Source organism: Acidovorax sp. GW823-FHT01C06, assembly GCF_058798375.1.
On record NZ_JBXAKN010000007.1, the window covers coordinates 257,094 to 274,661 of the forward strand.

A 17,568-nucleotide genomic window follows, 5' to 3' on the forward strand; every position below is an offset into this window, starting at 1 on the left:
CCTGTGAATGGGTGGCGTGGCAAAGAGAGAAAGAAAGGAAAAAATCAGGAATGGCTGGGCAGGCACTGCAGCAGCGGCGCGGGCCATGGCGTCTCCGAGGCCCATTCGCGCATGGATTCGATGTCGGTGGCCAGGAAGCGGTCTTGCTCCAGGTAGGCCACGCGCTGGCGGATGGCAGCGAACTGGTCTTCGATGAGCACAGAAGATTTCAGGCTGCGGTCGAACTCCATGCCCTGCGCGGCGGCCATGGCCTCGATGCCCACCATCACCGCCGCATTGCGCACCATGTCGCCCAGGCGGCGTGCGCCGTAGGTGGCCATGGAAACGTGGTCTTCCTGGTTGGCCGACGTGGGCAGGCTGGTCACGCTGCTGGGGTTGGCCAGGCACTGGTTCTCGGCCGCCAGCGCGGCGGCGGTGACCTGGGCGATCATGAAGCCCGAGTTCACGCCGCTGTCGCGGATCAGGAAGGCCGGCAGGCCCGACAGGCCGGGGTCGAGCAGCAGCGACAGTCGGCGCTCGGAGATGGCCCCGATCTCGGCCACGGCCAGCGCGATGATGTCCGCCACGAAGGCCACGGGCTCGGCGTGGAAGTTGCCGCCCGAGATCACGTCGCCGTTGTCGAATACCAGGGGGTTGTCGGACGCGGCGTTCGCCTCGATGGCCAGCACCCGCGCGGCGTGGTGCAGGTTATCGAGGCACGCGCCCATCACCTGCGGCACGCAGCGGATGGAGTACGGGTCCTGCACGCGGCCGCAGTGGGGATGCGAAGGGTCGATGGCGCTGCCATCCAGCAATGCGCGCACGGCGGCCGCCACGGCGATCTGCCCCGCCTGGCCGCGCGCCTCGTGGATGCGTGCGTCAAACGGCTTGACCGAGCCCTTGATGGCCTCGAGCGACAGGCAGCCTGCGACCAGCGCGGCGGCGAAAACGCTCTCCGCGCCGAACAGCCCCGCCAGCGCGAGCGAGGTGGATACCTGCGTGCCGTTGAGCAGCGCCAGCCCTTCCTTGGGGCCCAGCACGAACGGCGCAAGGCCGATGGAGCGCATGGCCTCGGCCCCAGACACCACCGTGCCATCGACCTTGGCCTGCCCTTCGCCGATCAACACGCAGGCCAGGTGGGCCAGCGGCGCCAGGTCGCCCGACGCGCCCACCGAACCCTTGGCCGGAATCACGGGCAGCACGTTGGCGTTGGCCATGGCCAGCAGCGCATCCACGATCTCGGGACGGATGCCCGAATGCCCACGCGCCAGGCTGATGGCCTTGGTGGCCAGGATGAGGCGCACCACGGGATCGGGCAGCGCATCGCCCGTGCCCACGCTGTGGGACAGCACCAGGTTGCGCTGCAGCTCGGCGAGGCGCTCGTGGGCGATCTTGGTGCTGGCGAGCTTGCCGAAGCCGGTGTTGATGCCGTAGACCACCTGGTCCTCATCCACGATGCGCTGCACCGTGGCCAGCGACGCCTGCATGAGGGCACGCGCGGACGGGTCCAGCGACAGCTGCACGGGCGCGGCGTGGATGCTGCGCAATTCAGCCAGCGTGACCCGGCCGGGGTGCAAGATCAGAGAGGAAGCGGTGGTTTTTGTCATGGCGTTGATCCTGTATATACAAGTAGGTACAAGCGTAAAAAAATCGGGCCCTTCAGGCAAGCGTTCAACCAGCGACCGGGTTGCCGTCGGCTCTAAAGCGGCTGCCCAGGCGGTAGCGGGTCGCGGGGTGCAAACAACGCACCACGGTGATGGGAATCCCGCGCGACCAGGTGCGGCGGGTGAGCAGCAGGCAGGGCTCCTGCGGCGACATCTCCAGCAGCGTGGCCTGCTCGGCGGTGGGCATGACGGCATCGACCACGTGCTCGATCTGGTCGAACGGCACGTTGCGCACCAGGTATTCGGAGGGCTGCAGCAGCGTGAAGTCCTGCGCGGCGAACTGGGGCACCTGGCGCGGATTCACGTGGCGGTCTTCCAGCTGCACGGGCAGGCCGTCCTCGCGGTGGACGCACAGCGAGTGGAACACCGACTCCCCCGTGCGCAGGTCCAGCGCTGCCGCCACTTCGAGCGTGGCCGAGATGCGCTCCACGGCCAGCACGTCGCAGCGGTAGTCGTGCCCCCGCTGGCGGATTTCGCTCGCGAGGTTGGCGATCTGCAGCAACGTGGACTGTGGCTTGTCTTCCGCCACGAAGCTGCCCACGCCGGCCACGCGCACGATGCGGCCCTGCTCCACCAGTTCGCGCAGCGCGCGGTTCACCGTCATGCGCGAGATGCCGAACTGGGTGACCAGCTCATTCTCGGACGGCAGTCGGTCGCCCGCGCGCCAGATGCCTTCCTGGATCTTGCGCGAGATATGGTCCTTGATCTGCTCGTACAGCGCCATCGCCTGTGCGGGCGCCGCCACGGCCGCCACCACCCTGGCCGGAGCGGCAAGCGGCGCGCTGCGCGGGGCAGCTGCTGCGGGACGGCGGGAAGGACGGGCGCTCATGGGACGAAGGCGTTCAGTGCAGATCGGCCGCCATGGATTCGGCGCGGATCTCTTCCGTCAGGCGCGCCTTGAGGTCCATGAACTCGGGGCTGGTCTTGATCGTGTAATGGCGCGGGTGCGGCAGGTCCACCGCCAGCTCGGTCTTGATGCGGCCGGGCCGCGCGCTGAACACGGCCACGCGGTTGGCCATGAAGATGGCCTCGTCGATGTCGTGGGTGACGAAAAGCACGGTCTTGCGCTCGGCCTCCCAGATGCTCAGCAGCAGCTCCTGCATGAGCACGCGGGTCTGGTTGTCCAGCGCGCCGAAGGGCTCGTCCATCAGCAGGATCTTGGGGTCGTTGGCCAGCGCGCGCGCAATCGCGGTGCGCTGCTGCATGCCGCCCGACAGCTGCTTGGGAAAGTGCTGCTCGAAGCCGCGCAGGCCCACCTTGGCGATGAAGTACGCGGCGCGTTCCTTCTGCTGGGCTTCGGGCATGCCGCGCTCGCGCAGGCCGAAGCGGATGTTCTGCTCGATGGTGAGCCAGGGGAACAGCGTGTAGCTCTGGAACACCATGCCGCGCTCGGCGCCCGGGCCTTCCACGGGCGCGCCGTCGAGCAGCACGCGGCCGCTGGTGGCGTGGTCCAGCCCCGCGACGATGCGCAGCAGCGTGGACTTGCCGCAGCCCGAGGGGCCCAGGATGGTGACGAAATCGTTGTCCCGCACTTCGAAGTCGACCGGCTGCAGCGCCTGCGTGCGCTGGCCCTTGGCGGTCTCGAAGACGCGCGAAACGGCTTGGATGGATACGCGGCTCATCGCACAAAACTCCAGGCAAACAGACGGTGGTTGAGCGCCTTGAAGGCGAAGTCGGACACCAGCCCGATGAGGCCGATGATGATGATGCCGAAGATGATCTGGCCGGTATTGAGCAGCGACTGGCTGTCGGTGATCATGTGGCCGATACCGCTCGAAGAACCGATCAGCTCGGCCACGATCACGTAGGTCCAGGCCCAGCCCAGCACCAGGCGCAGGGTCTCGGCGATCTCGGGCGCGGCGCCCGGGATGAGCACGCGCGTCACGATGCCCTTGTGGCCGGCGCCCAGCGTGTAGGCGGCCTCCACGAGGTCGCGCCGGGCGCCCCCCACGGTCACGGCCACCATCAGCGTGATCTGGAAGACCGAGCCGATGAAGATGACCAGGATTTTCTGCGTCTCGCCAATGCCGGCCCACAGGATGAGCAGCGGAATGAAGGCCGACGCGGGCAGGTAGCGGCAGAACGAGACGAAGGGCTCGAAGAACGCCTCGATGCCCTTGTAGGCGCCCATGGCGATGCCCAGGGGCACGGCGATCACTGCGGCCAGCACAAAGCCACCGACCACGCGCCAGATGGTCATGCCGATGTCCTTGATGAAGCCGTATTCGGTGAACAGCAGCCAGCCTTCCTTGGCCATGGTGATGGGGCTGGCCAGGAAGGTGGGCGACACGAAGCCGCCCAGCGTGAAGAACGCCCACACCGCCACGAACACGACGAAGAAGGCCAGCCCCAGCATCCAGCGGGCACGGCTGCTCACGGGCTCCAGGGGAGCCAGCGAGCGCCGGCGCACGGGAGCGTGGGACTCGGTAACGGACAGGGGTTGCACTGCAGACATGGCGCGCTCTTCTTTGGCTCGGGAAAACTCAGTTGTTACTTGATGAAGCTCGCGTCGAAGGTGGCGGCCAGATCTTCAGGCGCCTTGCGGATGATGCCGGCCTCCAGCAGGATGCCGGTGGCATCCTTCATGAACGTGGTCAGCTCGCCCGCGAAGAACTTCTGGTTGGCGGCCTTGTCCTGCCAGCGCAGGAAGGACGACGACTTGGCGAACTGCTCGCCCGTCTGCTTGACGGCCGCGCCCATGATCTCGTTGGACTTGGTGGGGTCGGCCTTGATCATGTCGAGCGCCTGGAAGTACGAATTGGCCAGGGCCTGCGCGGCCTTGCCATTGGCCTTGAGCCAGGTGGGGTCGCAGCCCACGGTGTCCATCACCATGGGGTAGTCGAGCGTGGTGGCCAGGATCTTGCCGGCGGCAGGGTTGTCGCGCACGGTGGAAAGATAGGGCTCGTACGTCATGGCGGCATCGTTCTGGCCGGCCACGAAGGCCTGCGCGGCCGCCTGGGGCGACAGCGTGGTGGTCTTCACGTCCTTGAGGCTCATGCCGTTCTTGCTGAGCATCCAGGCCAGGCCAAAGTACGGGGCGGTGCCGGGGGCATCCACGCCGATGGTCTTGCCCTTCAAGTCGGCAAAGCCCTTGATGTCGCCCCGCACCGCAATGCCGTCGGCGCCGTAGGACTTGTCCATCTGGAAGATCTGCACGATGGGCACGCCGTTGGCGTTCCAGGCCACATGCGTCTCGACGGTGGTGGCAGCGCACTGGATGGACTTGGAGGCCAGGGCCAGGTGGCGGTCCTTCTGCGGGATCATCTTGATCTCCACATCCAGGCCGTTCTTCTTGAAGATGCCCGCCTTGTCGGCCAGGGTGAGCGGCGCGAAACCCGTCCAGCCGGACATGCCCAGCACAATCTTGGTTTCCTGCGCCTGGGCCGGGGCGGCCAGGGCCATCACGCATGCCGTTGCCGCTGCCAGCGACGTCCATTTCACAACCGATCGAGTCATCATCTGCTCCTGTTTGAAGAAAGTACCTTAGCCCATCCCGGCCGGGTCGCACCCGCATTCCAGCCGCCATGATGACAGCCGCAGCATACCTGTATATACAGGGTAAACGCTAAAGAGTCCCCCAAAGGGGCCGGTAGCCAGTCTGAGCAAGAATGAGGCCAACGTAAGTACCCCATGCCGGCGACCGCAGGGGAAAATCAGAAATTGATAGCAAACCATCCATGGCAGGTATATGTCCACGCCGGTCTGGCATCCATTTCGCGCTTCGCGAAATCGTACGAAGAAAAACACCGCGCCACGCCAACGCACCATCGCGGTGCAGTGCGGCGCCCTCGGCAGGCCGGGGGGCCGCGGGGGCACCCAGCTCAGGCGACGATCGGCAGGCGCACCGTGACCGAAAGGCCGGGCCCGGCGTTGCGCATCTGCAGCGTGCCGCCGTGCGCCTGTGCCACCAGCCGGCACAGGTACAGGCCCAGGCCCACGCCGCCGGTGGTGCGCTGCCGCGCCGTGTCGGGCCGGTAGAACGCCTGCGCCAGGTGCGGCAGGTGCTCTGGGGGAACACCCGGTCCGTGGTCGCGCACCTCCAGTTCGAGCGTCTGCGCCGCGAGGCGCAGATGCAACTCGGGCGGCGGCGCGGCCGGATCGCTGCTGTGGCGCAGGCTGTTGTCCAGCAGGTTGCGCAGCAGCAGGCGCATGCGGGAGCGGTCAAGCGACAGCGGCGGCATGCCCTGCTGTGCATGGAGGGTGATCCCCGCCGCGCCGGCATGGCGGCCGCCGAGCTCGGCCACCACCTCCCGCGCCAGCGCAGCCAGGTCCACGGGCTCGCGGTGCAGGGCGGCGTGGCGTCCAGCCAGGCGCTCGCTTTCGAGCAGGTCGGTGATGAGTCCGGCCATTTCACTCAGGTCGCGCATCAGGGCCTGCCGCTGGGCCTGCACGTCGGCGGTCTCGGGCAGCAGCTCGGTGTTCAGGCGGGCGCGGGTCAGGGGGCTGCGCAATTCATGGCTCATGGCCAGCAGCAGGGCCCGCTTGGCCTCCAGCATCTGGTGGATGTCATCCCCCATGGTATTGATGGTGGCCGCCAGTTGCCCCAGCTCGTCGGGCCGGTGGGCATGCCGCACGGGGATCGCCTGGGCGAAATTGCCTTCGCCAAACCGCTGCGCGCCCCGGCGGATGTCGTCGAGCGGGCGCAGCAGATGCCGCACGTACACATAGGCCAGCGCGGTGAGCAGCAACAGCACCGTGAGCGTGCCCCACGCAATGCGCGGGCGCTTTTCCCAGGACAGCGCATTGAGCCCGAACTCGATGCTGTGTCCGTCCGCCGTGGTGCGCTGCAGGAGCCGGCGGCCCTGGTCGTCGCTGCCATGGCCGTTCCAGTGCTCCTCGCGCTGGAACTTGTCGCTCATCCAGTCGCTGCGCGGCTGATCGGGGTGGGATTCCCAGTGGACCACCGGCCCGTCAATGCGCAGCGTGACCGGCAACCGGCTGGCGATGGCCTTCGCCCGCTCGATGCTGGGCGGGCTGCCGATCTCGTCCGCGAGGCGGTCCACGTAGTCCATCAGCAGGGGCCTGGCCGCCTCGCGCCAGCCCACGGACACCGCCTTTTGCACTCCGCCCATGAAGGTGACGGCCACCGTCACCGCGAGCGCCATGAACACCAGCACCAGCCGGATGCGCAGCGAATACCCGACCGCACGCCGCGCGCGGCGGTGCCAGGGGCAATCGTGCCCGTCTTCGGCCCCCTCGCCAGGGCGCGAACGCCGCCAGAACCTCATGGCGCCGCCCGCCGCAGGGCCAGCGAGTAGCCCGCGTTGCGCAAGGTCTTGATGCAGTCGAGCGGTTCCAGCTTCTTGCGCAGGCGACTCACCACGATATCGACGGCGCGGGTGTACAGCTCGGCCTCGTGCCCGCGCAACTGGTTCAGGATGTCATCGCGGCTGAACACCTTGCCCGGTTCGCGTGCCAGCAGATGCAGCAGGTCGAATTCGGTGCCGGTCAGCTCGACGATGCCCCCTTGTCGCAGCACGCTGCGGCGCGCGGCATCAATGCTGAGGCCTTCAAACTCCAGCGTCCCCGAATCGCCGCCCTGCCCCGGCGCGCGGCTGCGGCGCAGCACGGTCTGCAGCCGTGCCACCAGCTCGCGCGGCTCGAAAGGCTTGGGCAGGTAGTCGTCGGCACCCAGCTCCAGGCCCACCACGCGGTCCATCACCTCACCCCTGGCCGTGAGCATCACGATGGGCAGGTCCCCCTGCTTGCGGATGGTGCGGCACAGTTCAAAGCCGTCCATCTCGGGCAGCATGACATCAAGGATGGCGGCATCAAAGCCGCCCGCCCCGAGCCGGGCCAGGCCTTCGCTGGGCTTGAGCGCATGGACCAGTTCCAGCTCGAAACGCTGGAAATAGATGGCAAGCGGCGGACCCAGTTGGGCGTCGTCGTCAATGAGCAGGATGCGGTGCATGCGCGATTCTTACATTGGCAGGCCGCTGCCGGCCACCGGCGGAGCAAGCAATGCGCGGTGCCGCCGGATGAGCTCCCGCAGGCGGTGCTGCGCAGGCAGGTGCAGCGCATCGAAGGCGTCCGCGGCCGCGAGCAGCGCAGGCAGGGCGGGCGCGGCGGCAGCGGGCTGGCGCGCCACGAGCCCGAGCGCATGCTCCCTGTCAAAGCGCGGCCCCCATACCAGCGACATCAACTCGTCATGGGGCTCGGGCATGCCTGCCAGCAGCACAGGGCCGTGCATGCGCACTTCCTGCGTCAAGTGGTGGATGGGATCCAGCATCGGTGACATGGAAAATGCTCCTGCCTCAGCCGCGCGCCATCCAGCCCCTGCGCCGCTGCATCAGCTCGCGCACCTTCTGCTGCTGGTCCGGATTCAGGCTGTCGTAGAAGTCCGCCAGCGCATTGATCACTTCAGGGCTGTTCGCCTGTACCGCGCGGGTCTTCTCCTCCAGCAGGCTCTGCGCGCGTGCACGGTCGAACTTGTCGCCCGCGACGATGGCCTGCACTTCCGCGCGCGGATCGGCTGTCTTGCCCAGGAAGGCCGTGCGCTGTGCCTCCATCCTGTCCGCCAGCACATTGAGCTTTTGCTTCTGCGCATCGTTCAGGTCCAGCTTGCCGCTGACCCGGTCGACCACCTTGGCGCGCACCTCCGCCATTTTCTCCGGGCTCATGGGCCCGTGGCGGTGGGCTCCACTGGAACAGGCCGTCAGACCACCCACCATGATGGATGCGCCAAAGATTCCTACCAGCGTTCTCTTGATCCAGGGTTTCATGATCAGTCCTTTCGGGACGGTGTTGAACATGGCCCTGATGGTGCCGGCAGGTGCTTCGGGAGTGGTCTCGACGGAGTTTCGGTTTATTTCATTTTGTTTCGCGGGATAAGGCGCTGGCAAAGGCCCAGGTCCTTTGGAGCGCTTCAAGCCGCGCCCGCAGGTGGGGTGCAGCAGCCAGATCGAGACAGGCGGAATCTCAGCGCAGGACGGCGGACAACACCACCAGCCGGTTCGACAGCTCCACGGCGTCGGTGCGCATCTGGATGAGCGGAACCGTGCCCACGCTGCCCCCGCCATACCAGATGTTGAAGGCGGTTACGCCGGGGAACCCGTCGGCGTGGCCATAGGCCTCGATGGCCTCGTCAATTTCGGCATGCAGGGTGGGGGTGCCGACCAGGACCTTTCCGTCAAACACCCGGGCCAGGTATTGCGCGGCGCCCTCGGGCCGAATGTGCAGTGTCAACACCCGCATGGTTTCTCGCTGCACGCACCCGGGGCGCACCCAGTCCCGTCGTCAACCCATCGCCTGGGGTTCGCGGTATTCCAGGTCTGCAAACTGTAATTCCCGCTCCATGCCATGGCTGTCTCCCCGCCAAGGCGCGAGATCGTCGGTTTGCTGGCGCTGGAAAACCCGCTCCATCGGCTGCCCCATTTGCAAGGCAGGCGCTTCTGGCCACGCTTCTAGATGATGGGATGGGGGATCGAAAGAAAACATGCTGAACTCCTCGCACGGGCGCCGCACTGGCCCCGTGGTGATTGAGGCATGGGCCCGAACACACGCATGTCGGAACCCCGTGAAGACAGGTGTAGGACAACACTGACGTGGATGCGGGCGCCGCCCCGCCGGCAGGATCGCAAAGCCCTGGGCGCCGTCAGGCGGCCTTTGCCAGCAGCGGGGATTCCCCGATCCCCAGGGCATCGCCCTCGCCCGCTAGAAGGCCGATGCAGTCCAGGGCCGTCGGCGGATCGCAGGGCTCGGCATAGACGCGCAAGGCTATGTCTTGGGCGGCGGGAGAGAAATAGAGCCAGAGATTGTCCTTTTCCTTGTCATAGCAGGAAAAGAGCGCCCTGCCGGACCCCGGGGGGCACATCAGGAACTTCGACATGAACATCTGCTGAATGCGCAGCGTGGGCTCAAAGGCCTGATCATCATTGCCGAGTGCCAATTTGTACCAACTGCTCATATGCGCCTTTCACCTGGCCGTGCCAGTAAATACGGATGGCCCATCGTATTTACGCAGCGCGGCCGCGGCACTTCTGGTGCGGCGCATCAATTTGTAGGACAGTGACTCCGAGCGGGGTTTACGGGCATGAGGCCGGATACGTGGCACGGCCCATCAGTCGTATGAAGCCTCCAGATCGGTGTGCGCCTGCGGGCGGGGCGCCCTCACGCGGGATCGATAGGCTCTGAGCGTCGCGCAACCCAGGCCGGTGATGTACAGCACCTGCGCCTTCTGCTGTGGCGAATCGACGGGCGGGAGCTGCACTTCCACCATACCGGCCGCACGCAACACGCGCAGCTTGTCGATGTTGACCACGTCCGATTCAATCAGGGGAAGCGCATCGCGCTCCAGCTCCCTTAGATACTCCATTGGCATGGCGGCCTCCGGCGTGAATGAAGGAATATTGTGCGGCGCGAGCCCCCGGGGTTCAAGGATTGATACACGAAGCTACAACCTTGCGGGCCGGGCAGCCAGGGGCCCCAAATGAAGCACCAGCGCGGCTGGGCGCCCCACTGGCAGCCGCGTAAACCCCTGCCGATATTGTTGCCATTCGGATTTTTGTAACAAATCCCGCGCCATCCATACCGGTCTTACCGTAGGAAACCGCCTACGCGGTCCTTCGCTGTTGTCGCACTCCGGCCTGGAGTACGCACACCTAGCATCCTTGCTTCATCAAAGGGGATGGCCATGCCAATCGTCGTGATTTTCTTCGGGATCCAGCTGATCGCCGTGGCGCTGGCCGCCGCGATCGTGGGCATCTGAAATCTGATCTTCGTACGGGATATGGACGGAAGCGCCGGGAGCATCGGATTCCACGACCACATGCCTGTGAGTCCCCGCGGACAAAAGCCACAGCCCTTGATTGACAATCATCAACCAACGATCTGGCAGCATGCGGCAAAATAGATTCATAAAACATGAATCTTTAAGCACCATGCCAGACCAAGCAACCACCGCAGCCACCATCGACGTGCGCGCAATCGCCCCCCGCGAGCGCCATCCGTCCATTTTTCTCGCCTTTGGCAAGCTGGCTGCCGGGCAGGCCATGGACCTGGTCAACGACCACGATCCCCGGCCGCTGTACTACCAGTTCCAGGAAGAACTGCCGGGCCAGTTCACCTGGAGCTACCTGGAGAACGGGCCCGCGCAATGGCGCGTGCGCATCCAGAAACAACGCGCCCCAGGCCACGGCAGCGGGCAATGCTGCGGCGCCTGCGGCGGTGCGTAGCCCGGGCCGGGGCCCTACCGCCATGGCACTCCCTATCGGCATGGAAGAACCGCGCCCCGCCCCGTCCCGGCGGTTGGCCCTGTTCGCGCTCGGTTTCCGGCCGTTCTACCTGCTGGCAAGCGTGTTCGCAGCGCTGTCCGTTCCCTTGTGGGCGCTGCAGTTCTCCGGCGCGCTGGGCCGCCCCTATCTGGCGGGCCCGCTCTGGCATGCCCACGAGATGCTGTTCGGCTTCGCGCTGGCGGTCATCGTGGGCTTTCTCTTCACCGCCGGCCGCAACTGGACCAACCTTCCCACCCCGACGGGATGGCGCCTGGGTGCGCTGGCCGCCCTGTGGGTGGCGGGACGGATTCTGGTGCTCACACCCTTCGCAGCCACGGCCGCCGTGGTGAACGTGGCATTTCCGCTGGCAGCGGCGGCGAGCCTGGGCATTGCGTTCTGGAAGGCGCGGAACCAGCGCAACTATTTCTTTGTGGCGCTGCTCCTGCTGCTGGGCGCCGCCACGCTGCTTTTCCATCTGTCGCAGCTGGGCGTCTTTCCCGTCCCCGCAGGGCTCGGCATCCGGATCGCGCTGGACGTGGTTCTTTTCATCCTGGCCGTCATGGGCGGGCGCGTGATCCCGATGTTCACCAACAACGGCGTGGCGGGCGCGCAAGCAACCCGGCGGCCTGCCGTGGAAAAGGCCGCGCTGGGATCGGTGCTGGCCCTGCTCGCCGCGGACGCCACGGGCCTGGGCGGATGGCCACTGGCCACCATCGCGGCATTCGCCTGTCTGGCTCATACCTGGCGCTGGGCGCTGTGGCAGCCCTGGACGGCGCTGCGCGTGCCGCTGGTCTGGGTGCTGCACATGGCCTATCTCTGGATTCCCGTGCACCTGCTGCTTCGCTGCCTGGGCGACCTGGGCCTGGCGGCCTCCTCCCTGGCCACCCACGCCCTGACGGTGGGCGCGGTGGGTGGGCTCATCATCGGAATGATGACGCGCACCGCGCGCGGCCACACAGGGCGGCCCCTGCGCGCGGACCGCTGCGACACCGCCTGCTACCTGCTGGTGCTGCTGGCCGCCGCCGTGCGTGTGGCGGTGCCGCTCGCCAGCCCCGCGCAGACGGTGCACGCCAGCCTGCTGTCCGCCGCCCTCTGGTCGGCAGGCTTTGCGCTGTACGCCGTGCGCTACTGGCCGGTGCTGTCCCGCCCACGGGCCGACGGCCATCCGGGGTAGCGGCCGTGCGCCGCGCCGCCGTCAAGGCCATCTCCACTCCGGCGCCAGCCCACCGGGTCCGTGGTGCGTGCGTGGGCGCGTGCGCGCGGCTGGCCGTGCCCTCCCTCATGCCGGTGCGAAGAGGTAGTCCTGCAGCTCCAGCCGGCTTTGCACGCCCAGCCGTGTGTAGATCTGGCGGCGGTGGTAGGTGGTGGTGTTCTCGCTGATGCCCATCCGCGTGGCGATCTGCGCCTCGGGCAGGCCGCGCGCGAGCCAGTACGCAAGCTCGTGCTGGCGCTGCGGCAGGCCCAGCGCGCGCAACGCGGGCAGCAGCTGCGCCACGCGCGAGACCCGCTGGGTGATGTGGATGCCCGCCGCCCGGCCTTCGCCGGCCGCGGCGGCCATCAGCGTTGCGCGCAGCGAAAACGCGCCGCTGGCGTTGCGCAGGTCCAGCTGCGGCGGCGCGCGGACGCTGCCCCCCTGGCGGGCATGTTCCAGGCGCTGCAGCAGCGCCTGGAGCGCGGGCGGCAGTTCGGCACGCCGGTACCAGCGCGGCCCGAACGCCAGCGCCATCAGCCGGTCGGCCTGGGGCGATGTCCACAGCAGCTGCCCTTGCGGCGAGGCCACCAGCATGGCGCTTTCATGCACCACGCTGTCGTGCGCATCCACTTCGCCGGGCTGCAGGATGCGCGCCAGCCACGGCTCCAGCCGGGCCAGCAGGGCTGCGTCTTCGGCCCCGAAGCGCGGCGCCTGCGGCCTGCGATACAGCTTGAGCGCGCCCACGCCCGCCCCCTGTGGCGTGCGCAGCACCAGGCTCAGGCAGTCCAGCAGTTCCGCGGGGCGCAGCGCCAGGTTGTAGAAGTCGCTGCGCAGCAGCTCGCCCATCGGCACGGTGATCAACTGCTCCATCACCTGCGGCCCATGGTCGTCGCGCACGGCGGCGGCGAAATCGTGGGCGCTGCGGCGGATCACCTTGTGCTCGCTCGCCCTCACCTGCGGCTCGAAGTACAGGTGCATCAAGTCACGCGCCAGCGATGGCTCGATGTACACATCCAGCGCGCCGTCGCTGCCAGGGTGGAAGTAGCCGCTCGTGTCGAAGGCGATCAGGTGGTGCAGCTCATGCAGCAGGGGTTCGATGAGCTGCGGACCGTTGACGTCCAGACAGGCCAGCTGTTGCAGGCGCGCCAGGGCGCGCCGCTGAATACGGGAAAAAGGCATGGAGTAGTTGAGTTATGTGCCACAGCGCATCCAGGCAATGCGTGGAGGCAAAGCTAGCACACCGGCCCCCCACAGCAACCCACCCCCAGGGGTGGGGCGCGGCGCCCCGGGGACGCATGGCCTCTGCTTTTTGGCGCCGGGCCCGTGGTGGCGCGGCGCCCCGGCCGGGCCGCCATGCAAGGTTTCAGCGCGGCCACGAACCGCCGCGTGTCTCTTTGGGGGTACCCGCCCCCCCCGCAAGCCGCGCAGCATCCTCGCGGTTTCTTTAGAACAGGGATGAGGGTGACTGGCGTTCCCACTGGGGGGAAGGCTGCAGCTCGCCAAAATGGCTTGTCTCGGATTCAATCGCATCCTCGACCAGATGCAGCAGGTGCGCTGCCCGCAACTCGTCGTGCGGGTCGCGCACACCGGTGAAGTCGTGCCGCTCCACGCGGATGGACAGGCCTTCGAAGTTGGGATCGGTTTCTGGCAACCCCTGGGCCAGGGCCTCTATTCGCTCGAAGGCCTCGCGGGCGACCGTCGGCGCGACGGTGATGGTGATGGACATACCGCACCTTCCATTCTGGGCGCTGCGGTACTTACGGCGAACTGCCCAGCTCCGGTCGCAACCAAGGTTTGTCCCCATCATGCGCGGACAGGGCGAACAATGGTTTCCCCCATACCCCTGCGGACAGCGTGGTCGGCCTTCCAGAGGCAAGGCATCCACCGTCCGCTGCAAGCGGTCCCGCCCTGCGGACAGGCCCCGCTTGCTCTCGCTGATTGCGCGCGCAACCAAACCCGCTCCCGCCAGGCCTTCCCTTCGCGCCGCTGCGGTACATGTCCAGCCAAATACTGTATATTTACACAGTATTCGTATTTCCCTGGAGCGAAAACATGAAAACCGCCGCGCTCAGCCACGCCCTCCCCTGCTGGCTTTTTGCCGGAGCCACGACGCCCCTGCTCGTGGGCCTGTTCGCCGTTGCCCTCGTGCTGCGCAGGATTTGGAAATGGGCATGACCTCCGCACGCCCTGCCCTCCCAGGTCATGGCTTGTTGTCGGGCGCCTTGGGGTCGTCCTGAGCCTGGTGGACCGGGTTCACGCCCCGACGGACCGCTGAGCCCTGCTGCCGGCTCTGGCCGCCAGCCTGCTGTTGCTGGCATGGCTGGCTGGCTACCGCATGGCCAGAATGCTCCCAATTTGATAGCTTATAGCGCTTGATGCACAAGCGCCAGCGGGCCAAAACACCTCAGACAATATCGCCGACCGCCAGGCACTCGAGCAGCTCCGCCCGGCTCGCCACGCCCAGCGCCGCATAGAGCTGCCGCCGGTGGTAGACCACCGTGTTCGCGCTGATGCCCATGCACCCGGCGATGCGCGATTCGGGCAGGCCGCGCGCAAGCCAGTAGGCCAGTTCGCGCTGGCGCGGAGGCAGGCCGGTGCGGCCGAGCGCCTCCAGCAGGCGGGCCGCGGGGGCCACGCGCTGGGTGATGTGCAGGGCCACGGCCTCGCCGGGGCCGGTGGCCGCGGCCAGGGGCGCGGCGCGCAGGTGGAACGCGCCGTGGGCGTTGCGCAGCGCCATGTCCGGCGCGGGCGCACCGGGCAGGCGCAGGCGCTGGATGAGCAGCTGCAGCGCATGCGGCAGCGGCGCGCGGCCCGCGCCGCGCCAGCGCCAGCCCAGCGCCTGGGCCATGAGCGCCTCGGCCTCGGGCGAGGCCCACAGTGGCTGGCCCAGGGGCGTGGCGACGAGCACGCCCTCGCGCAGCACCTCGCCGCCCGCGTTCACGCCGCCGGGCCACAGCGTGCGCGCCAGCCACGCCTGCAGCCGCGCCAGCATGGCCAGGTCCTCGTCGGCAAAGGGCCGCGCCCCGGGAGGGCGGAACAGGAACAGCATGCCCACACCCTGGCCCATGCCCTGGCCTTGCGGCGCGCGCAGCGGCAGGCTGAGCCAGTCGGCCACGCCGGCGGGGCGCATCACCACGTTGTAGTAGTCGCTGCGCAGCAGCTCGGCGGGGGGCACGCGCAGCATCTGCGCCAGCGACTGCGGGCCGCGCGGGTGGCGGGCGATGTCGTCGCCGTGCTGCAGCACGTTGTGAAAGACCCGCGCCTCGCTCGCCAGGATGCGCGGGTCGAAGTGGTCGGGCACGGCGGCCTGCACGGCGGGGTGTTCCATGTGCACGTCCAGCTCGCCGCCCGCACCGGGGTAGAAGTAGCCGCTGGAGTCGAAGCCGATGAGCGCGTGCAGCGAGGCGAGCACGGGCGCGATCAGCTCCGGACCGCTCGCATCCAGGCGGGCGAGGTGGCGCAGGTGCGCAATGGCGTTCGTCGCCTGGTGGTGCGTGGGCATGGAGGGCCGAATCTATCGGCCCCGCGCGCCGCGCGGCCTACCCCAGGGGGGTAGTTGTCGATGGGGGTGGCAGCAGCCGCTCGGCCAGCCCCTGGCGGCCCTGCACGCCCAAAGCGTCGTAGAGCTGGCGGCGGTGGTAGGCCACGGTGTTGATGCTCACGCCCATGCGCTCGGCGATCTGCGACTCCTGCGCACCGCGCACGAGCCAGTAGGCCAGCTCGGCCTGGCGCCGGGGCAGGTCCTGCGCGCGCAGGTGGGCGAGCAGCCGGGTGCCGCGCGGCACCCGGCGGGTGATGTGGATGGCGGCCGCCTCGCCCGCCCCCGCCACGCCCGCCAGGCGCGTGGCGCGCAGCGAGAACGCGCCGTGGGCATTGCGCACCGCCACGTCGGGCAGCGGCGCCTCGCCGTCCGTGGCGGGCCAGAACAGGCGCTGCACCAGCAGGCGCACCACGTCCGGCAGATCACTGCCGCCGCCCGCGCGCCAGCGCGTGCCCAGGGCCAGCGCCAGCAGCGCCTGCGCCTCGGGCGACATCCATTGCAGCCGCCCATCGGGCGACACGACGAGCAGGCCCTGGCCGCAGACCTCGCTGTCGCCACCGGCCTCGCCCGGATCCAGCGGCTGCAGCGCGCGCGCCAACACGGGTTCGAGGCGGCCCAGCGCGGCGGCGTCCTCGGGCGTGAAGCGCCGGTCCGCCTCGCGGCGGTACAGCCACAACATGCCGACACCCTGGCCCGCGCGCGTGTGCAGCGGCAGCTTCAGGCCATCGCCCACGTCGCCGGGGCGCAGCACCGCGTTGAAGAAGTCGCTGCGCACCAGCTCGGACAGGGGCACCTTGGCCATCTGCGGCAGCATCAGCGCGCCGCGTTCCACGCGCAGCGCCTCCTGAAACAAGCGCGCACCCCGGTGCATCACCCGCGCCTCGCTCGCCAGGATGCGCGGGTCGAAATAGTCGGGCATCGCGGCCTGCAACACGGGGCTCTCCACGAACACCTCCATCTCGCCGCCCGCGCCGGGGTGGATGAGGCAGCCCGCGTCGAACCCGATCAGGTGGTGCAGCTCGCCCAGCACGGGCGCGATGGCGTGCGGCCCGGTGGCATCCAGGCAGGCCAGTTGCCGCAGATGGGCGGCGGCTTGGGTGGCGCGGCGGGGCGTGGGCATGGTTTTTTTCACGAAAGCGCGAATGTAGCGCGCCGCGCCGCCGCACGACTACCCCGCCGGGGTGGGGCCGCACGGGCGGTGCGCCCCTAGCCTTGCGCGCATCCCCACGGCGGGCCGGCCCGGCTGCCTGGATACATCGACAGGACGTGCGCAAACAAGGATGCCACAGCGGCCTTGCCATGGTGCAAACGTCTTTCCGGAACCCGTTCTTGCGTAAATCCTCATCGAATTTGATAGCTGCCAGCGCTTGTACAGCAAGCGCTTTCGGCCATTTTTACTTCAAACCAAAACCTTGTCCTCGTGAACACTGCCATGCCCCTTGCCATCACCCACACCCTCGCCGCGCTGGCGCTGGTCGCCACCACCGCCAGCGCCTGGGCGGCGGGCGCCGCCGACCCGGCGCACTTTCGCCTCACGCCCGCGCTGCTGGACCGCATGGAAGCGGCGGCGGCCGAGCTGCGCAAGCTGCCGCAGGCGCCCGGGAGCAGCGGCGATGAGGACGACGACGCCGACGCCGAGTCGGTCGAGGACCTCGCCCGCAAGCTCGACGCCCACCCCCAGGTGCGCGCCGCGCTGGCGCGCCAGGGCCTGACCAGCCGCGAATACGCCACCGCCACGCTGGCCGCCCTGCACGCGGGCATGGCGCTGGCCGTGGAGAAGGCGCCCGGCGCCCAGCCCGCGCCAGGCTTCACGCCCGAGCAGCGCGCCAACGTGGAAGTGATGCGCGCGCGCCGCAAGGGGCGGCCTTGAGCGCTCTTTTTCACGTCCTTTTCCCAACGACAGCACATCCAGAGGAATGCTTCTTTCCATGCCCGGCCACAGCCAGCCCTGGTGGCGCGCTCCCGACGCCCCCGTCACCT

Annotated in this window: 22 protein-coding genes; 4 read left to right on the forward strand and 18 right to left on the reverse strand. The window is 68.2% G+C overall.

Annotation, left to right across the window (positions count from 1 at the left end; genetic code table 11):
* Nucleotides 1-44: 44 nt before the first annotated feature.
* The 14 genes from hutH to AC1RCS_RS16405 all read right to left on the reverse strand — a co-directional run bounded on the left by hutH (nucleotide 45) and on the right by AC1RCS_RS16405 (nucleotide 10,482).
* Complete coding sequence (gene hutH / locus AC1RCS_RS16340) at nucleotides 45-1,586, reverse strand: histidine ammonia-lyase (protein WP_218294733.1); 1,542 nt, start codon at nucleotides 1,584-1,586, stop codon at nucleotides 45-47.
* A gap of 64 nt (nucleotides 1,587-1,650) precedes the next feature.
* Nucleotides 1,651-2,472, reverse strand: coding sequence for a histidine utilization transcriptional repressor HutC (gene hutC / locus AC1RCS_RS16345; protein WP_218341083.1), 822 nt, complete (start codon nucleotides 2,470-2,472; stop codon nucleotides 1,651-1,653).
* 13 nt (nucleotides 2,473-2,485) lie between these two features.
* Nucleotides 2,486-3,265 carry an ABC transporter ATP-binding protein gene (locus AC1RCS_RS16350; protein WP_492245386.1) on the reverse strand — a complete coding sequence of 260 codons (780 nt, stop codon included), beginning with the start codon at nucleotides 3,263-3,265 and terminating at the stop codon, nucleotides 2,486-2,488.
* Nucleotides 3,262-4,098, reverse strand: a complete 837-nt coding sequence (locus AC1RCS_RS16355) for an ABC transporter permease (protein ID WP_492245387.1) — start codon at nucleotides 4,096-4,098, stop codon at nucleotides 3,262-3,264. Before AC1RCS_RS16355 ends, AC1RCS_RS16350 begins: the two co-directional genes overlap by 4 nt.
* A gap of 35 nt (nucleotides 4,099-4,133) precedes the next feature.
* Complete coding sequence (locus tag AC1RCS_RS16360; RefSeq protein WP_218294729.1) at nucleotides 4,134-5,099, reverse strand: ABC transporter substrate-binding protein; 966 nt, start codon at nucleotides 5,097-5,099, stop codon at nucleotides 4,134-4,136.
* Between the two features lie 365 nt (nucleotides 5,100-5,464).
* Nucleotides 5,465-6,871 carry a sensor histidine kinase gene (locus AC1RCS_RS16365; RefSeq protein ID WP_218294728.1) on the reverse strand — a complete coding sequence of 469 codons (1,407 nt, stop codon included), beginning with the start codon at nucleotides 6,869-6,871 and terminating at the stop codon, nucleotides 5,465-5,467.
* Nucleotides 6,868-7,554: a response regulator transcription factor gene (locus AC1RCS_RS16370; RefSeq protein ID WP_218341080.1), complete on the reverse strand. Its 687-nt coding sequence runs from the start codon at nucleotides 7,552-7,554 to the stop codon at nucleotides 6,868-6,870. Before AC1RCS_RS16370 ends, AC1RCS_RS16365 begins: the two co-directional genes overlap by 4 nt.
* A 9-nt stretch (nucleotides 7,555-7,563) precedes the next feature.
* Nucleotides 7,564-7,881: a hypothetical protein gene (locus tag AC1RCS_RS16375; protein ID WP_218294726.1), complete on the reverse strand. Its 318-nt coding sequence runs from the start codon at nucleotides 7,879-7,881 to the stop codon at nucleotides 7,564-7,566.
* A gap of 16 nt (nucleotides 7,882-7,897) precedes the next feature.
* Nucleotides 7,898-8,365, reverse strand: a complete 468-nt coding sequence (locus AC1RCS_RS16380; protein ID WP_218294725.1) for a Spy/CpxP family protein refolding chaperone — start codon at nucleotides 8,363-8,365, stop codon at nucleotides 7,898-7,900.
* 196 nt (nucleotides 8,366-8,561) lie between these two features.
* A complete protein-coding gene (locus AC1RCS_RS16385) occupies nucleotides 8,562-8,837 on the reverse strand; it encodes a hypothetical protein (RefSeq protein WP_369642651.1) in 276 nt (91 codons plus the stop codon).
* Nucleotides 8,838-8,879: 42 nt separating this feature from the next.
* Nucleotides 8,880-9,080 (reverse strand): hypothetical protein, encoded by a 201-nt coding sequence (locus AC1RCS_RS16390; protein ID WP_218294723.1) that lies wholly within the window; start codon nucleotides 9,078-9,080, stop codon nucleotides 8,880-8,882.
* A gap of 157 nt (nucleotides 9,081-9,237) precedes the next feature.
* Nucleotides 9,238-9,549, reverse strand: a complete 312-nt coding sequence (locus tag AC1RCS_RS16395; protein ID WP_218294722.1) for a hypothetical protein — start codon at nucleotides 9,547-9,549, stop codon at nucleotides 9,238-9,240.
* A gap of 153 nt (nucleotides 9,550-9,702) precedes the next feature.
* Entirely contained in the window at nucleotides 9,703-9,963 is a 261-nt protein-coding gene (locus AC1RCS_RS16400; protein ID WP_218341077.1) for a hypothetical protein, read from the reverse strand.
* Nucleotides 9,964-10,260: 297 nt separating this feature from the next.
* The gene (locus AC1RCS_RS16405) at nucleotides 10,261-10,482 is read right to left on the reverse strand and encodes a hypothetical protein (protein ID WP_492245388.1); all 222 of its coding nucleotides are present in this window, start codon (nucleotides 10,480-10,482) and stop codon (nucleotides 10,261-10,263) included.
* 40 nt (nucleotides 10,483-10,522) lie between these two features.
* Here AC1RCS_RS16405 and AC1RCS_RS16410 point away from each other — a divergent pair, with 40 nt between their 5' ends.
* Both AC1RCS_RS16410 and AC1RCS_RS16415 read left to right on the forward strand, forming a co-directional pair.
* A complete protein-coding gene (locus AC1RCS_RS16410; RefSeq protein WP_369644009.1) occupies nucleotides 10,523-10,816 on the forward strand; it encodes a DUF2249 domain-containing protein in 294 nt (97 codons plus the stop codon).
* 22 nt (nucleotides 10,817-10,838) lie between these two features.
* Nucleotides 10,839-12,029 carry an NnrS family protein gene (locus AC1RCS_RS16415; RefSeq protein WP_492245389.1) on the forward strand — a complete coding sequence of 397 codons (1,191 nt, stop codon included), beginning with the start codon at nucleotides 10,839-10,841 and terminating at the stop codon, nucleotides 12,027-12,029.
* Nucleotides 12,030-12,134: 105 nt separating this feature from the next.
* Here AC1RCS_RS16415 and AC1RCS_RS16420 read toward each other — a convergent pair whose 3' ends face one another.
* Together AC1RCS_RS16420 and AC1RCS_RS16425 are read right to left on the reverse strand one after the other, a co-directional pair.
* Nucleotides 12,135-13,226, reverse strand: a complete 1,092-nt coding sequence (locus AC1RCS_RS16420; RefSeq protein ID WP_218295250.1) for a helix-turn-helix transcriptional regulator — start codon at nucleotides 13,224-13,226, stop codon at nucleotides 12,135-12,137.
* 265 nt (nucleotides 13,227-13,491) lie between these two features.
* The gene (locus tag AC1RCS_RS16425) at nucleotides 13,492-13,773 is read right to left on the reverse strand and encodes a hypothetical protein (protein ID WP_218295251.1); all 282 of its coding nucleotides are present in this window, start codon (nucleotides 13,771-13,773) and stop codon (nucleotides 13,492-13,494) included.
* Nucleotides 13,774-14,099: 326 nt separating this feature from the next.
* Between AC1RCS_RS16425 and AC1RCS_RS16430 the strand changes: the two genes are divergently transcribed.
* A complete protein-coding gene (locus AC1RCS_RS16430; protein WP_255590824.1) occupies nucleotides 14,100-14,222 on the forward strand; it encodes a hypothetical protein in 123 nt (40 codons plus the stop codon).
* A gap of 229 nt (nucleotides 14,223-14,451) precedes the next feature.
* Here the strand turns inward: AC1RCS_RS16430 and AC1RCS_RS16435 are convergent, their stop codons facing one another.
* Nucleotides 14,452-15,549, reverse strand: a complete 1,098-nt coding sequence (locus AC1RCS_RS16435) for a helix-turn-helix transcriptional regulator (protein WP_492245390.1) — start codon at nucleotides 15,547-15,549, stop codon at nucleotides 14,452-14,454.
* A 37-nt stretch (nucleotides 15,550-15,586) separates the two neighbouring features.
* Nucleotides 15,587-16,708, reverse strand: coding sequence for a helix-turn-helix transcriptional regulator (locus tag AC1RCS_RS16440; protein WP_492245391.1), 1,122 nt, complete (start codon nucleotides 16,706-16,708; stop codon nucleotides 15,587-15,589).
* Nucleotides 16,709-17,020: 312 nt separating this feature from the next.
* Here AC1RCS_RS16440 and AC1RCS_RS16445 point away from each other — a divergent pair, with 312 nt between their 5' ends.
* Nucleotides 17,021-17,458 (forward strand): hypothetical protein, encoded by a 438-nt coding sequence (locus tag AC1RCS_RS16445; protein WP_218338735.1) that lies wholly within the window; start codon nucleotides 17,021-17,023, stop codon nucleotides 17,456-17,458.
* The last annotated feature ends 110 nt before the right edge of the window (nucleotides 17,459-17,568 follow it).

What these genes read in the sequence shown, in the direction of transcription:
- hutH (WP_218294733.1), bottom strand. Translation starts at nt 1,586, where the DNA reads ATGACAAAAACCACCGCTTCCTCTCTGATCTTGCACCCCGGCCGGGTC.
- hutC (WP_218341083.1), bottom strand. Translation starts at nt 2,472, where the DNA reads ATGAGCGCCCGTCCTTCCCGCCGTCCCGCAGCAGCTGCCCCGCGCAGC.
- AC1RCS_RS16350 (WP_492245386.1), bottom strand. Translation starts at nt 3,265, where the DNA reads ATGAGCCGCGTATCCATCCAAGCCGTTTCGCGCGTCTTCGAGACCGCC.
- AC1RCS_RS16355 (WP_492245387.1), bottom strand. Translation starts at nt 4,098, where the DNA reads ATGTCTGCAGTGCAACCCCTGTCCGTTACCGAGTCCCACGCTCCCGTG.
- AC1RCS_RS16360 (WP_218294729.1), bottom strand. Translation starts at nt 5,099, where the DNA reads ATGACTCGATCGGTTGTGAAATGGACGTCGCTGGCAGCGGCAACGGCA.
- AC1RCS_RS16365 (WP_218294728.1), bottom strand. Translation starts at nt 6,871, where the DNA reads ATGAGGTTCTGGCGGCGTTCGCGCCCTGGCGAGGGGGCCGAAGACGGG.
- AC1RCS_RS16370 (WP_218341080.1), bottom strand. Translation starts at nt 7,554, where the DNA reads ATGCACCGCATCCTGCTCATTGACGACGACGCCCAACTGGGTCCGCCG.
- AC1RCS_RS16375 (WP_218294726.1), bottom strand. Translation starts at nt 7,881, where the DNA reads ATGTCACCGATGCTGGATCCCATCCACCACTTGACGCAGGAAGTGCGC.
- AC1RCS_RS16380 (WP_218294725.1), bottom strand. Translation starts at nt 8,365, where the DNA reads ATGAAACCCTGGATCAAGAGAACGCTGGTAGGAATCTTTGGCGCATCC.
- AC1RCS_RS16385 (WP_369642651.1), bottom strand. Translation starts at nt 8,837, where the DNA reads ATGCGGGTGTTGACACTGCACATTCGGCCCGAGGGCGCCGCGCAATAC.
- AC1RCS_RS16390 (WP_218294723.1), bottom strand. Translation starts at nt 9,080, where the DNA reads ATGTTTTCTTTCGATCCCCCATCCCATCATCTAGAAGCGTGGCCAGAA.
- AC1RCS_RS16395 (WP_218294722.1), bottom strand. Translation starts at nt 9,549, where the DNA reads ATGAGCAGTTGGTACAAATTGGCACTCGGCAATGATGATCAGGCCTTT.
- AC1RCS_RS16400 (WP_218341077.1), bottom strand. Translation starts at nt 9,963, where the DNA reads ATGCCAATGGAGTATCTAAGGGAGCTGGAGCGCGATGCGCTTCCCCTG.
- AC1RCS_RS16405 (WP_492245388.1), bottom strand. Translation starts at nt 10,482, where the DNA reads ATGCTGCCAGATCGTTGGTTGATGATTGTCAATCAAGGGCTGTGGCTT.
- AC1RCS_RS16410 (WP_369644009.1), top strand. Translation starts at nt 10,523, where the DNA reads ATGCCAGACCAAGCAACCACCGCAGCCACCATCGACGTGCGCGCAATC.
- AC1RCS_RS16415 (WP_492245389.1), top strand. Translation starts at nt 10,839, where the DNA reads ATGGCACTCCCTATCGGCATGGAAGAACCGCGCCCCGCCCCGTCCCGG.
- AC1RCS_RS16420 (WP_218295250.1), bottom strand. Translation starts at nt 13,226, where the DNA reads ATGCCTTTTTCCCGTATTCAGCGGCGCGCCCTGGCGCGCCTGCAACAG.
- AC1RCS_RS16425 (WP_218295251.1), bottom strand. Translation starts at nt 13,773, where the DNA reads ATGTCCATCACCATCACCGTCGCGCCGACGGTCGCCCGCGAGGCCTTC.
- AC1RCS_RS16430 (WP_255590824.1), top strand. Translation starts at nt 14,100, where the DNA reads ATGAAAACCGCCGCGCTCAGCCACGCCCTCCCCTGCTGGCTTTTTGCC.
- AC1RCS_RS16435 (WP_492245390.1), bottom strand. Translation starts at nt 15,549, where the DNA reads ATGCCCACGCACCACCAGGCGACGAACGCCATTGCGCACCTGCGCCAC.
- AC1RCS_RS16440 (WP_492245391.1), bottom strand. Translation starts at nt 16,708, where the DNA reads ATGCCCACGCCCCGCCGCGCCACCCAAGCCGCCGCCCATCTGCGGCAA.
- AC1RCS_RS16445 (WP_218338735.1), top strand. Translation starts at nt 17,021, where the DNA reads ATGCCCCTTGCCATCACCCACACCCTCGCCGCGCTGGCGCTGGTCGCC.